Below are 12,711 nucleotides of genomic sequence, written 5' to 3'. Positions count from 1 at the left end.
ACAGCGACGGCCGCATCTGACGCAAGAGCCGGTTAGGGCTATGCGTATTTCAATGAACGCCTTCGCTCCCATGCCCTACGGAAACGCCGATCAGGTCTCCGTCTCGTCCATGCCCCACAACCTGGAGGCGGAGCAGGCGCTGCTGGGCTCGCTGATGTTCGACAACGCCGTGTTCGAGCGGCTGAGCGACCGCCTGCGCGGCTCGCACATGTACGAACCCTTCCATCAGCGGCTGTTCGACGCGATCGAGGACCACATCCGTCAGGGCCTGCTGGCCGAGCCAACCATCCTGATGGAGCGCTTCAAGCAGGACCCTGCCTTCCATGAATTCGGCGGCCTGCGCTACCTGGCCGATCTGGTCGATCGCGCGCCCCCGGCGGCCAATGCGCCTGACTACGCCCGCGTCATCTATGACCTGGCCCTGCGCCGCGACCTGATCCGCATCGGCGGCGAGATGATCAAGGAGGCGCCCAACCCGGACACGCCCGCCGACGAGCAGATCGAACAGGCCGAACAGACCCTCTATTCGCTGGCCGAGACGGGCAAGCCCTCGTCCGGCTTCGTCAACTTCTCCACCGCCCTGGCCGGGGCCGTCGAAATGGCGGGCGAAGCCTATCAGCGCGAAGGCAAGCTGGCCGGTCTGGCCACCGGCCTGGTCGACCTGGACCGCAAGCTAGGCGGCCTGCACCCGTCCGACCTTTTGATCCTCGCGGGCCGTCCGTCGATGGGCAAGACCGCTCTGGCCACCAACATGGCCTTCAACGTCGCCCGCGCCTATCAGTGGGAACCGACGCCGGAGGGCCGCAAGACGGTCAACGGCGGGGTCGTGGCCTTCTACTCGCTGGAAATGAGCGCCGAGCAGCTGGCCATGCGTATCCTGGCCGATGCGTCCGGCGTGTCGTCGGACAAGCTGCGCAAGGGCGAGATCGACGCCTCGGACTTTGGCAAGCTGCGCGACGCGGCGGTCGAGATCGGCGAGAGCCCCCTCTACATCGACGCCACCGGCGGCATCTCCATCTCAAAGCTGGCGGCGCGCGCGCGACGGCTGAAGCGGATGGAGCACGGCCTGGACCTGATCATCGTCGACTACCTGCAGCTGGTGACGACGGGCGAAGGCGGCGGCCAGAAGAACCGCGTGCAGGAGGTGTCCGAGATCACCGGCGGTCTGAAGGCCCTGGCCAAGGAACTGGGCGTGCCGATAATCGCCCTGTCGCAGCTGTCGCGTCAGGTCGAGCAGCGCGAAGACAAGCGGCCCCAACTGTCCGACCTGCGGGAATCCGGCTCGATCGAGCAGGACGCCGACTGCGTCATGTTCGTCTATCGCGAAAGCTACTACCTGGGCCGTGCCGAACCGCGCGAAGGCACCGAAGAGCACCTGCAATGGCAGCAGGACATGGACCGCCTGCAAGGCCAGGCCGAGGTCGTCATCGGCAAGCAGCGCCACGGCCCCATCGGCATCGTCAAACTGGCCTTCGACGCGGACACCGTCCGCTTCGGCAACCTGGCCCACGATGATCGCTACGGCGCCTATGCGGATATTCCCGAGTAATTCGGCTCAGGGGTCGTGGCGCCGCATGAATCTTGCGGCATAAGGTCTCCATGTCCCTCCCCGCCTCCCTCACCGTCGACCTTGGCGCCCTTGCGCGCAATTTCCACACCCTGCAGGGCCTGACCGGCGTGCCGGTCAATCCGGTCGTCAAGGCGGACGGCTACGGCCTGGGCGCCGCCGCCGTGGCGAAGCGGCTGATGGCCGAGGGGGCGCGGACCTTCTTCGTGGCGCGGGCGGCCGAGGGGGTGCTGCTGCGTGAGGCGATCGGGCCTGAGCCGGTCATCTATGTGCTGGACGGCTGCCACGGGTCGTCGGCGGCCATGATCAAGGCGGCCAACCTGCGCCCCGTGCTGAACCAGCCTGGTCAGATCGCAGCCTGGACGGCGGCGGGCGGCGGCGCCTGCGGCCTGCAGCTGGACACCGGCATGAACCGACTGGGCTTCCGCGTCGAGGACGCGCCCGAGCCTTTCGAGGGGCTGGAGCTGGTCATGACCCACCTGGCCTGCGCTGACGAACCGGCTAACCCGCTGAACCGCGCCCAGCGCGACGCCTATGCCGCGGCGGTCACGCGCTATCCGGGCGTGACGCGGTCCTTCGCCAACTCGGGCGGCTGTTTCCTGGGGCCGGACTTCGCCTTTGACGTGGCCCGTCCCGGCATCTGCCTGTTCGGCGGCGGACCGGAGGGCAAGCCCGACAGCCGCATCGCCCCGGTGGCCACGCTGAACGCCCAGATCATGCAGGTGCGCGACGTGCCGGCGGGCGAGACAGTGGGCTATTCGCAGGGCTATCGCGCCGAGGCGCCGATGCGCGTGGCGACCTGCGGCACCGGCTATGCCGACGGCGTCATGCGCAGCAACAGCCCGCGCGGTCAGGTCTGGGTCGCGGGCGAGCTTCGCCCCATCATCGGCCGGGTGTCGATGGACGTGCTGGCGGTGGACGTTACCGGTCTGGACGTGGCGGCCGGCGACACGGTCGAGATCTTCGGCGCCAACCGTCTGGTGGACGACGCGGCGACGGCGGCGGGAACCATCAGCTATGAAATGCTGACATCGATCACGCCGCGCGTGCCGCGCCTCTATGTCGGCTAGACCTTAGCTCAGCGCCATCGCGCCCAGACCGATCGTGCCGACCACGAAGCTGGCCACGACAGCGGCGGCGATGGCGCTGACCACCATCCACAGCACGATGGCCGAGATAACGACCACGGCGGTGTAGGCCAGAGCTTTGTCCTGCGGCGCCTTCATCACGGTCGGCAGGCCGAGGTAGAGCAGGTAGAAGCCGTAGAGGCCCAGCAGTCCGCCCAGCCAGGCGAGGGCCGGGAACAGATTGAAGATCGAGGCCGTCCACGCCGCCGTCATCGAATAGACGGCGACCTTCATCGACTGCACCTTGTCCTTGGTGCCGTTGAAGGTCGGGGCCAGGGCGTCGATGATCAGGCCCAGAACGAAGACCGACACCAGCGACAGACCCCAGGTGACGATGGCGCCCAGCAGGCCGCCGATCATCGGCGTGCGCATCACCGAGCCGAAGATGTGGATCGGGAACAACTGCCCGCCGATCAAGCTGGCGACCGGACCGATCGCGGCCAGGATCATGGCGTAGCGGGCGAACAGGCTGCGCGTCGTGGCGTATTCCGCCTCGATGACCGGCCATTCCAGCTTGGGCCGCATCAGGATGTTCTGCACGCGGGCGACGAGGCCCGGATCGATGGCGGGCGGGTTCGGAGCGGTCATGAAGGCCTCGGCGGGGGTTGAGTCGTAACGACGCTATAGCTTGGCAGGATGACGGGCATATGAGGCCCAATGCAACCCGCGCGCGTCGCCCTGCGTCAGAACTGGACGTAGCCCGACGCATGGCCCCTCGCCCGCGCCGCGATTCCTGCTAGGTCAGGGTCATGGCGCGCGACACCCTTCTCTATGTCTGTCAGTCCTGCGGGGCGGTTCATTCCAAATGGGCGGGCCAATGCTCGGCCTGCGGTGAATGGAACTGTCTGGCCGAGGAGTCCAAGTCGGCCCCGCCCGGCGCGATGAAGCCCGCCTCGACGTCGCGCGGACGCGGCCTGCAGTTCGAGACCTTGCAATCCGACACGCCCGAGCCGCCGCGTATCGTCACCGGCGTCACCGAGTTCGACCGTGTCTGCGGCGGCGGCGTGGTGCCAGGCTCGGCCATCCTGCTGGGCGGCGACCCCGGCGTCGGCAAGTCGACCCTGCTGCTGGAGGTCACGGCCAAGGCCGCCCGCAACGGCGCCCACGTGGCCTATATCTCTGGCGAAGAAGCCATCGAGCAGATCCGCGCCCGCGCCAAGCGCATGGGGGTGGCCGACGCCGCCGTGTCGCTGGCGTCCGCGACGGCCCTGCGCGAAATCCTGACGACGCTGAAGCGCGACAAGTTCGACATCGTCATCATCGACTCCATCCAGACCCTGTGGTCCGACGCCCACGAGGCTGGGCCCGGCTCGGTGACCCAGGTCCGCGCCTGCGCCGCCGAACTGGTGCGGCTGGCCAAGGACGGCGGCCCGGCCATCGTCCTGGTCGGCCACGTCACCAAGGACGGTCAGATCGCCGGACCGCGCGTGGTCGAGCACATGGTCGACGCCGTCCTCAGCTTCGAAGGCGAGCGCGGCTATCCCTTCCGCATCCTGCGCGCGGGCAAGAACCGCTTTGGCGCCACGGACGAGATCGGCGTCTTCGAGATGAGCGACGTCGGCCTGCGTGAAGTCACCAACCCGTCCGCCCTCTTCCTGGGCGAAGGCAAGGACCGCGCCCCGGGCGCCGCCGTCTTCGCCGGGATCGAGGGCTCACGACCCGTTCTGGTGGAGATTCAGGCCCTGGTCGCGCCCTCTGCCTATGGCACGCCGCGCCGGGCGGTCGTCGGCTGGGACAACGGCCGGCTGGCCATGCTGCTGGCCGTGCTGGAGGCCCGCTGCGGCCTCGGCTTCGGGGACAAGGACGTCTATCTGAACATCGCCGGCGGCTTGCGGATCAACGAACCCGCCGCCGACCTGGCCGCCGCCGCCGCCTTGATCAGTTCCGCGCTGGACAAGCCCCTGCCTCAGGGCTGCGTCGTCTTCGGCGAGATCGGCCTGTCGGGCGAGGTCCGCGCCGTCAATCGCGCCGAGGCGCGGCTGAGGGAGGCCAAGAAGCTGGGCTTCGATCGCGCCCTGGCCCCGGCCCAGGCCAAGGACAAGGTCAAGAAGGGCGACGTGGCCCTGACAACCGCCGGCCTGCTGACCGAGGTGGTCGAGCGAATCTCGCAAAACCGCTATTGAGGCGGCCTCTTCTCCTTCAGGAATTGCAGCGCGCGTGACCGGCTACGACGTCTTTGTCATCCTTGTGCTTCTGGCCTCCGGCGCCGCCGGCTGGTTCCGGGGCGGCGTGCGGGAGTTGACGGCCTTCTTCAGCTTTTTCCTGGCGGGGCTGCTGGCCCTGATCACCCTGCCCTGGACCGCCCCGTTCGGACGCTCGCTGGTCGACCCAGATTGGGCTGGCTCGGTGCTGGCCGTGGGCCTGACCTTCCTGATTCTCTACTTTGGCCTGCGCCTGCTCGGCGCGGCGATTTCCAAGGGCGCGCGCGGCAATGCGCTCGGCGCCTTTGATCAGATCTTCGGTCTGGCGCTGGGCGCCCTGCGAGCCCTGGCCCTGATCGGGGCGGTGCATCTGACCATCATGGGCGTGATGACCGACAATCCCCCGCGCTGGCTGACGGAAGCGGCCCTGTCGCCCGTCAGCGAAGGCTCGGCCAAGGCCATTCAGGTCGTCCTGCCGACTCTTGGAAAGGGTGCCGACGCCTTGACTCCCGTAGTCGGTTCTTCCGTCCGCGAAGGGTTTTCCGATCAATAGCCTTGCCCTCGACGCAATGGCGGACTACGTGCGCGGCGCCGCCGCCTGAGTTATCCTGTCCCGGTCATCGGAGCCTGACGATGCGCCACCATATCGCCGATCCCATCGTTCACCGCGAACACTGGCGCGAGCCGGAGGATGACCAGCTGCGGCTGGAATGCGGTGTCTGCGGCGTCTGGGGCGCGCCCGAGAATGAAGCCTCCTCCATCGTCGCACTGGGCCTGCACGCCCTGCAGCATCGGGGCCAGGAAGCCTGCGGCATCGCCAGCGTCAGCGACGAACGCTTCTACACCGAGCGCCATCAGGGCCTCGTCGGCGAGGCCTTCGGCAACGCCGAGTTGACCACCCGCCTGCCCGGCGGCGCTGCGGTCGGCCACACCCGCTATTCCACCGCCGGCGGCAGCTTCCTGCGCAACATCCAGCCCATGTTCGCGGATCTGGACCAGGGCGGCATCGCCATCGCCCACAATGGCAACCTGACGAATTTCAAATACCTGCACGCGCAGCTGGTCTCTGAAGGCGCCATCTTCCAGTCCACCTCGGACTCTGAGGCCATCCTTCACCTGATCGCCCGCAGCCGTAAGGCCAAGATTGTCGACCGGTTCATCGACGCCCTGGGCCGGATCGAAGGCGGCTACGCCCTGGTCGCCCAGACCCGCTACAAGATGATCGGCGCGCGCGACCCGCTGGGCATCCGCCCGCTGGTGCTGGGCAAGGTGGGCGAGGCCTGGGTGCTGGCCTCCGAGACCTGCGCGCTAGACACCATCGGCGCCACCTTCATCCGCGACATCGAACACGGCGAAGTCGTCGTGATCGACGAGGACGGCCTGACCTCGATCAAGCCCTTCCCCGCCCGCGCCGCCCGTCCCTGCCTGTTCGAGTATGTCTATTTCGCCCGCCCCGACAGCGTGGTGAACGGCCGCTCGGTCTACAACGTCCGCAAGGAAATGGGCCGTCGTCTGGCGCGCGAGTTCGAGGTCGAGGCAGACATTGTCGTGCCTGTGCCGGACTCGGGCGTGCCTGCCGCTCTCGGCTACGCGCAAGAAAGCGGCATTCCGTACGAAGTGGGCATCATCCGCAGCCACTATCTGGGCCGCACCTTCATCCAGCCCAGCCAGGGCGCCCGGCAAAAGGGCGTGCGCATGAAGCACAGCCCCAACCGTTCGGCGCTGGAAGGCAAGCGCGTGGTCCTGATCGACGACTCGATCGTTCGCGGCACCACCTCGCTGAAGCTGGTTCGCGCCGTGCGCGCGGCCGGCGCCAAGGAGGTTCACCTACGCTCGGCCAGCCCGCAGATCCTCTTCCCCGACTTCTACGGCATCGACATGCCCGAGCGGACGCAACTGATGGCCGCGACCCACACTATGGACGAGATGCGCGCCATCCTGGAGGTCGATTCGCTCGGCTTCCTGTCCATCGACGGCCTCTACGACGCTCTGGGCGCCGGGCCGCGTGACGCCGCCAATCCACAGTTCACGGACCACTATTTCACCGGCGACTATCCCACCCGCCTGCTGGACCGCGAAATCGAAGAAGGCGGCCGCGATGCGAAGGGCGGGCAACTTTCCCTGCTGGTGACCGCTTAAGGCGGTATGATCCAGCTCGGCTACTTCACCCTCGACACCCCTGACATCGAAAGGGCCCGCGCCTTCTACGCGGGCCTGTTCGACTGGACCTTCGACGAAGCCGCCTCGCACCCGGCCTATGCCCATGTGAAGGACTCGGACCCGGCCTTTGGAATCACCAAGGGCGAGCACCGGGCCTTTTCGCATCTCTACTTCCGCGTGGACGACATTCACGCCGCCTGCGACCGCGTCCGGGCGCTGGGTGGACACGCGGCCATGCCGGCCGAGAGCCCGTCGGGCCTGTCCGCCATCGCCAGTGACGATCAGGGCGTCAGCTTCAGCCTATGGCAACCGGCGCCGGGATACTGAAGCGAGGCTGAGCCTTTCGCCCGACGTCGGGGCGCGCTATCAGCGGGCCATGTCCGAACACGCTTCCCTCCCCCTCGCCAATCGCATCGCCCTGGTCGTCGGGGCCTCGCGCGGCATCGGTTACGAGACCGCCCTGGCTCTGGCCAAGGCCGGCGCCCACGTCGTGGCCGCCGCGCGTACCCAAGGCGGTCTGGAAGAGCTGGACGACGCCATCTTCGCCGCCACCGGCCAGCACGCCACCCTGGTCCCGTTCGACCTGGTCGATGGCGGCGCCATTGATCGTCTGGGCGGCGCCCTGTTCGAACGTTTCGGCAAGCTGGACATCTGGGTTCAGGCTGCCGCGACCATGGGCCCGTCGGGCCTTACGCCGGTCGCCCACGCCGAACCGCGCGAGTTCGCCAAGGTCGAGAAGATCAATTTCACAGGCGTCTATCGCCTGATCCGCTCGCTGGAACCGCTGCTGCGCGCCTCGGACGCCGGGCGCGCCATCTATCTGACCACCAGCGTCGCTGCTGACCCGCGCGCCTTCTGGGGCATGTACGCCGCCACCAAGGCCGGGGCCGAGAACCTGGTGAAATGCTGGGCCGACGAAGTCGAAAGCACGCCCATCCGCGTCGCCGTGGTCGATCCGAGCCGTATGCGCACCCAGTTGCGCGCCCAGGCCTTCCCGGGCGAAGATCCCGAAGTCCTGCCCCATCCTTCGGAGATCGGCCCCCTGATGGTCGAACTGGCCCGCCCCGACCTCACCCCGCCCCTGACCATCAGCTTCAAGGATTGGAAGCTGGGCCGGTCGGCGGACGCCCTGGTCTAGGCTCGTCCATGTCGATCCAGTCGCCGGGGGGACGACTATCAGGACCGACGAGGCCAAACCTTCGATTGACGCCTGATGCGACGTCGCGTCCCGCCCCCGTGGCGCGCGCGACCCCCTATGGCGACATCCTGGCCTTTCTGGCCTCGGTGCTGATCGTTCTGATCTATTCCCAGGCCTGGGCTGCGCCGATGACCGGCTATGGTCTGAGGTCCGCCGACTTCCTGCGCAACGGCTTCTACCCCGCCTATGCCCTGGCGGTCGGACTGTTTCTGATCCGGCCCGGCAGGGCGCTGAGGGCGCTTGCTTGCTCTCCCCTGCTGATCCTGCTGTTGCTGTTGACGACCGCCTCGGTGGCCTGGTCGATCATGCCGGACGTGACGCTGCGCCGGGTGTTCGCCCTTGTATTCACCACCCTGGGCGGCGTGGCGCTGGCGGCGCGCTGGCGCTGGGCCACGCTGACCGAGATTCTCGCCTCTGCCATGGCCGTGATGATGGTCGCCTCTCTCTTCCTCGGCGCCCTGCTGCCTGACTGGGGCCGAATGCATGAACTTTTCCCGGGGGCCTGGCGCGGCCTTTGGCTGGAAAAGAACGCCCTCGGCGAGAACATGGGGCTGGCGGCCATCTGCATGACCGCCGCCGCCGTCATGGTCCCGCAGCGACGTCGGCTGTGGCTGGTCTGCGCCGCCATCGCCTCGGCCCTCGTGCTCCTGTCGACCTCCAAGACGGGGCTGGTTGTGCTGGTGCTGTCCTTCGCCAGCATGGGCTTCGTCGCCCTTGTTCAGGCCGGGCCGAAGCGCGCTATCGTCGGCACGTGGCTGGCTGTCGTGGTCGTTTGCGCCGCCCTCCTGATCGTCGCCACGCGCAGCGATCTGATCTTCGACCTGCTCGGCAAGGACGCCACCCTGACCGGACGCACGGAGATCTGGAGCGGCATCATGCACCAGATGCAGCAGCGACTGTGGACCGGTTTCGGCTACGGCGTGGTCTGGGACGACGCCTCGCCCGGGGGGGCCAAGGCCTGGATCGCCCACGAAGCCAAGTTCAGCGCCGCCCATGCCCACAGCGGCTGGCTGGAAGTTTATCTGGCCCTGGGCATACCCGGCGTCATCCTGCTTGCGGCCTGGATGATCGAGATGTGGGGGCGGGCCCTGTGGGCGGCCTACGCCCGGCCATCGGGCTGGCTGCTGATGCCGATGATGACGGCCTACACGCTGACCATGCTGACCGAGAGCATCACCATGAACTGGCACAACATCCGGTGGGTGCTGTTCGTGGCCCTGGCGCTAAAGGCGGTCATCGGCGATCAGGACTCCCCAGCCCGCGTCGTTCCGGCGAACACGCGGACGCGCAGGACACGACGAGGGCCCGCCTGACCGTCGAAGCATCTCGACCCGTCTACGCCGTTGAGCCACGAAAAAGAAAAAGGGCGAGCCGTCGTCGCTGACCGCTCGCCCTGATTTTTCCCAGACTGCGCGCCCTACTTCTTGGGCGCGTGCTTCTGACCGGTGCGGATGCGGCCAGAACGGGAGACCTGTCGGGCGCCGCCGCGCGCACCCTTCTGGACCGCGATGCTCTGGCCAGCCTTCTTGCTGGCGCCGGCTTTCAAACCGCCCAGGGCCTTCACCTTGGGCTTGATGCCTGACTTCTTCTGCTCCAGCGCCTTGCCGGGAAGATTGGACAGGGCCTCCGCGGCCTTCTCGGCCTTCAGCACCTTGCGCGGCGCGGTCTTGGCCGTACCCTTGTAACGCTCGGGACCGGACTTGGCGCCGCCCTCGGCATAGGGATTGGCCGAGCCGGACTTGACCGTCAGCCGGATCGGCGTGCCGGGCAGATCGAAGCTCTCGCGCAGGCTGTTCACCAGATAGCGCTTGTAGTGCTCGGGCATGTCGCCGGCGCGGCTGGCCATCAGCACGAAGGTCGGCGGACGGGCCTTGGTCTGGGCCATGTATTTCGGCTTCACCCGCTTGCCGTCGACGGCGGGCGGCGGGTGCCTCTGGGTGGCCATGGACAGCCAGGTGTTCAGGTCCTTGGTCTTGACCTTCACCGACCAGGTTTCATAGGCCTTGATGATGGCCGGCATCAGCCGATCCACGCCGCGTCCATTGTGCGACGACAGGGCCACGAAGGGAGAGCCCTTCAATTGCGGCAGCTTGTCCTCGGCCAGGCGCTTCAGCTCGGCCATCCTGGATTGGGGCTCTTCTTCCAGATCCCACTTCGACGCGACATAGACCAGGGCGCGGCCTTCGCGCTCGACCAGGTCGGCCAGTTGCAGGTCCTGGGTGTCGAAGGCGTCGTCCTTGTCCATCACCAGCACGACAACCTCGGCGAAGGTGATGGCGCGGATGGTGTCGGCGACCGACAGCTTCTCCAGCTTCTCCTGGACGCGGGCCTTGCGGCGCATCCCGGCGGTGTCGACGAAGCGGATCGCCTTGCCTTCGTATTCCCAATCGACCGAAATAGAGTCGCGCGTGATGCCGGCCTCGGGACCGGTCAGCAGGCGGTCTTCACCCAGCAGACGATTGATCAGCGTCGACTTGCCCGCGTTCGGGCGGCCGATGATGGCGATGCGGATCGGCTTGTCGGTCTCTTCCTCTTCCTCGATGAAGACATCTTCGGAAGCGACCACAAGGGCCTGATACAGGTCGGCCATGCCCTCGCCGTGCTCGGCCGAAATGGCGACCGGTTCGCCGAAGCCCAGGCTGTGGGCCTCACCCACGCCGCCCGAGCTTTCGCGGCTCTCGGACTTGTTGGCCAGCAGGATGACCGGCTTGTGCACCTTGCGCAGGCGGTCCGCGAAGATGCGGTCCAGTTGGGTCACGCCCTCGCGGGCGTCCATGGTGAACAGGATGACGTCGGCGTCCTCGATTGCCGCCTCGGTCTGTTCGCGCATGCGCGCTTCAAGGCTTTCGTCGGTGACGTCTTCGTAGCCGGCCGTGTCGATCAGCGTCAGGTCCATGTCGCCGATATTGCCGTCGGCGTAGCGACGGTCACGGGTCACGCCCGGGCGGTCATCGACCAGCGCCAAACGCTTGCCGACGAGTCGGTTGAACAGTGTCGACTTGCCCACGTTGGGCCGGCCGACGATGGCGACTTTTAGAGCCATGTCGGCTTTCTAACTCAAATTCAGAAAAAAGATCAGCGGATGCTGACCAGTTCGCCCTTGTCCGTCAGGACATAGAGGGCGCCGTTGTAGGCGGCCGGAGCGATATAGGCCGCCGCGCCCAGCCGGACGCTGGACTGCTGCGCGCCCGTTTTCGGATCAAAGGCCACGGCCTCGCCGTCCGAATTGACCAGCACCAGACGGTTCGAGGCCAGGATCGGACCCGACCAGGTCGGACGCACGGTGCGTTTGCCGAAGCCCAGGACGCCGCCTTCCTTGCGGACGCGGCCCTCGTTCAGGTCGCGGGTCCAGTAGACTTGGCCCGAGTCGCGGTTGACCACGGTCAGTTCGCCCGCCTTGGACACGACATAGACGACGTCGCCGACCGGCAGAGGGGCATTGACGCCGGCGACCGGCAGCGACCATTTGGCCTGACCCGAGCGGATGTCCATCGACTGCAGGACGCCCGACTGGCTGATAGCGTAGACGAAGCCGCGGCTGACGACCGGACGACCGGCGATGTCGCGGATTTCCGACAGGGCGCTGGTGCGGCTGGTGCGTGACAGGACTTCCTGCCAGACGGGCTGGCCGTTCGACGCACGCAGCGCCACCAGTTCACCCGAGGAGAAGGGCGCCAGAACAGTGTCGCCGCTGACCGCCGGACTGGAGGCGCGCATGATGCGGGCCGGCTCGGTGATGCCGCGATAGGACCAGTCCTGCTGGCCCGTATTCACATTGAAGGCGATCAGCTGGTTGTCGACGTCGATGACGAAGACGCGCTGCCCCTGCACCGTCGGCGCGCCGTGGATCGGCAGATCGACCTTAGACGTCCAGACCACCGCACCCGTCGCGGCGTCCAGCGCCGTCATGGAGCGATAGCCCGAAGAGACGAAGACCTTGCCGCTGCCTACGGCCACGCCGCCGCCGAAGCCGCCACCGCCTGCACCGCCGCCGAAGCCGATGCCCAGGAAGCGTGAACCGCGGTCGGTCTCGTCGACCTTGACGTCAGCCTTCCACAGGACCGCGCCCGTGCCGGCGTCGACGGCGGTCACGCCAGCCTCGCCGTCCAGAACGAAGACCTTGCCGTTGTCGGCCACGACGGGCGCCATGACCTGACGCGTCTTGCTGGAGCCGGCGCCGATGTTGCGCTTCCACGCGACCGTGAACTCAGGGGCGGCGATGACGTGCTCGACCGCGTTCTCGGCGTTGCCGCCGGGCTGGGTCCAGGCCGTCGCGGCCTGCGGTCCCGGCAGGAAGAAGTCACGGCCCGACAGAGCGGCCGACGGGGCCAACTGCTGTTCGAACTCGAGGATCGAGATGCGCTGACCTTCGGTCGCCTTGGCGGTGTCTTCCTTTTGTCCGCCCAGGCCGAACGGCAAGGCGCTGCGCACCGTGCCGCAGGAAGCGACGGTCATGGCCAGACCGCACAGCAGGGCGACTTTCAGCGTTCGGTTCATGCGGGGCGTCCTGAAAGCGTC

The 12,711-nt window shown here is 67.4% G+C and carries 11 protein-coding genes; 8 read left to right on the top strand and 3 right to left on the bottom strand.

Annotated features, from left to right (window positions below; all coding sequences use genetic code 11):
* The first annotated feature begins 52 nt into the window (after window positions 1–52).
* Entirely contained in the window at window positions 53–1,549 is a 1,497-nt protein-coding gene (locus ACFYLW_RS04265; RefSeq protein ID WP_312063614.1) for a replicative DNA helicase, read from the top strand.
* Between the two features lie 50 nt (window positions 1,550–1,599).
* Window positions 1,600–2,637, top strand: coding sequence for an alanine racemase (gene alr, locus ACFYLW_RS04260; protein WP_312063612.1), 1,038 nt, complete (start codon window positions 1,600–1,602; stop codon window positions 2,635–2,637).
* A 3-nt stretch (window positions 2,638–2,640) separates the two neighbouring features.
* Here the strand turns inward: alr and ACFYLW_RS04255 are convergent, their stop codons facing one another.
* Window positions 2,641–3,282 carry a YIP1 family protein gene (locus ACFYLW_RS04255; RefSeq protein ID WP_312063611.1) on the bottom strand — a complete coding sequence of 214 codons (642 nt, stop codon included), beginning with the start codon at window positions 3,280–3,282 and terminating at the stop codon, window positions 2,641–2,643.
* A 161-nt stretch (window positions 3,283–3,443) separates the two neighbouring features.
* Between ACFYLW_RS04255 and radA the strand changes: the two genes are divergently transcribed.
* From radA to ACFYLW_RS04225, 6 genes are all read left to right on the top strand, one after another.
* A complete protein-coding gene (gene radA / locus ACFYLW_RS04250) occupies window positions 3,444–4,817 on the top strand; it encodes a DNA repair protein RadA (protein WP_313472612.1) in 1,374 nt (457 codons plus the stop codon).
* 34 nt (window positions 4,818–4,851) lie between these two features.
* Complete coding sequence (locus tag ACFYLW_RS04245) at window positions 4,852–5,388, top strand: CvpA family protein (RefSeq protein ID WP_312063608.1); 537 nt, start codon at window positions 4,852–4,854, stop codon at window positions 5,386–5,388.
* 80 nt (window positions 5,389–5,468) lie between these two features.
* Window positions 5,469–6,974: an amidophosphoribosyltransferase gene (purF, locus tag ACFYLW_RS04240; protein ID WP_292082512.1), complete on the top strand. Its 1,506-nt coding sequence runs from the start codon at window positions 5,469–5,471 to the stop codon at window positions 6,972–6,974.
* A 6-nt stretch (window positions 6,975–6,980) separates the two neighbouring features.
* On the top strand, window positions 6,981–7,322 hold the full coding sequence (locus tag ACFYLW_RS04235; RefSeq protein WP_312063607.1) for a VOC family protein: 342 nt from the start codon (window positions 6,981–6,983) through the stop codon (window positions 7,320–7,322).
* Window positions 7,323–7,371: 49 nt separating this feature from the next.
* Entirely contained in the window at window positions 7,372–8,133 is a 762-nt protein-coding gene (locus ACFYLW_RS04230; protein WP_312063606.1) for an SDR family NAD(P)-dependent oxidoreductase, read from the top strand.
* A gap of 98 nt (window positions 8,134–8,231) precedes the next feature.
* Complete coding sequence (locus ACFYLW_RS04225) at window positions 8,232–9,506, top strand: O-antigen ligase (RefSeq protein ID WP_312063604.1); 1,275 nt, start codon at window positions 8,232–8,234, stop codon at window positions 9,504–9,506.
* Window positions 9,507–9,610: 104 nt separating this feature from the next.
* On the opposite strand, the gene der is transcribed toward ACFYLW_RS04225, so the two are convergent.
* Together der and ACFYLW_RS04215 are read right to left on the bottom strand one after the other, a co-directional pair.
* Entirely contained in the window at window positions 9,611–11,236 is a 1,626-nt protein-coding gene (der, locus tag ACFYLW_RS04220; RefSeq protein WP_312063603.1) for a ribosome biogenesis GTPase Der, read from the bottom strand.
* Between the two features lie 32 nt (window positions 11,237–11,268).
* A complete protein-coding gene (locus ACFYLW_RS04215; RefSeq protein ID WP_312063601.1) occupies window positions 11,269–12,690 on the bottom strand; it encodes a PQQ-binding-like beta-propeller repeat protein in 1,422 nt (473 codons plus the stop codon).
* Window positions 12,691–12,711 lie beyond the last annotated feature (21 nt).

This window comes from Brevundimonas sp. NPDC007368 (genome assembly GCF_042869015.1).
In the GTDB taxonomy this organism is placed as follows: Bacteria; Pseudomonadota; Alphaproteobacteria; order Caulobacterales; family Caulobacteraceae; genus Brevundimonas.
The sequence above is the reverse complement of the archived record's forward strand: the minus strand, read 5'-3'. Positions and strand labels throughout refer to the sequence as shown.

Bases quoted from the DNA above. Each gene is read 5' to 3' on its own strand.
- ACFYLW_RS04265 (WP_312063614.1), top strand. From the start codon at position 53: ATGAACGCCTTCGCTCCCATGCCCTACGGAAACGCCGATCAGGTCTCC.
- alr (WP_312063612.1), top strand. From the start codon at position 1,600: ATGTCCCTCCCCGCCTCCCTCACCGTCGACCTTGGCGCCCTTGCGCGC.
- ACFYLW_RS04255 (WP_312063611.1), bottom strand. From the start codon at position 3,282: ATGACCGCTCCGAACCCGCCCGCCATCGATCCGGGCCTCGTCGCCCGC.
- radA (WP_313472612.1), top strand. From the start codon at position 3,444: ATGGCGCGCGACACCCTTCTCTATGTCTGTCAGTCCTGCGGGGCGGTT.
- purF (WP_292082512.1), top strand. From the start codon at position 5,469: ATGCGCCACCATATCGCCGATCCCATCGTTCACCGCGAACACTGGCGC.
- ACFYLW_RS04235 (WP_312063607.1), top strand. From the start codon at position 6,981: ATGATCCAGCTCGGCTACTTCACCCTCGACACCCCTGACATCGAAAGG.
- ACFYLW_RS04230 (WP_312063606.1), top strand. From the start codon at position 7,372: ATGTCCGAACACGCTTCCCTCCCCCTCGCCAATCGCATCGCCCTGGTC.
- der (WP_312063603.1), bottom strand. From the start codon at position 11,236: ATGGCTCTAAAAGTCGCCATCGTCGGCCGGCCCAACGTGGGCAAGTCG.
- ACFYLW_RS04215 (WP_312063601.1), bottom strand. From the start codon at position 12,690: ATGAACCGAACGCTGAAAGTCGCCCTGCTGTGCGGTCTGGCCATGACC.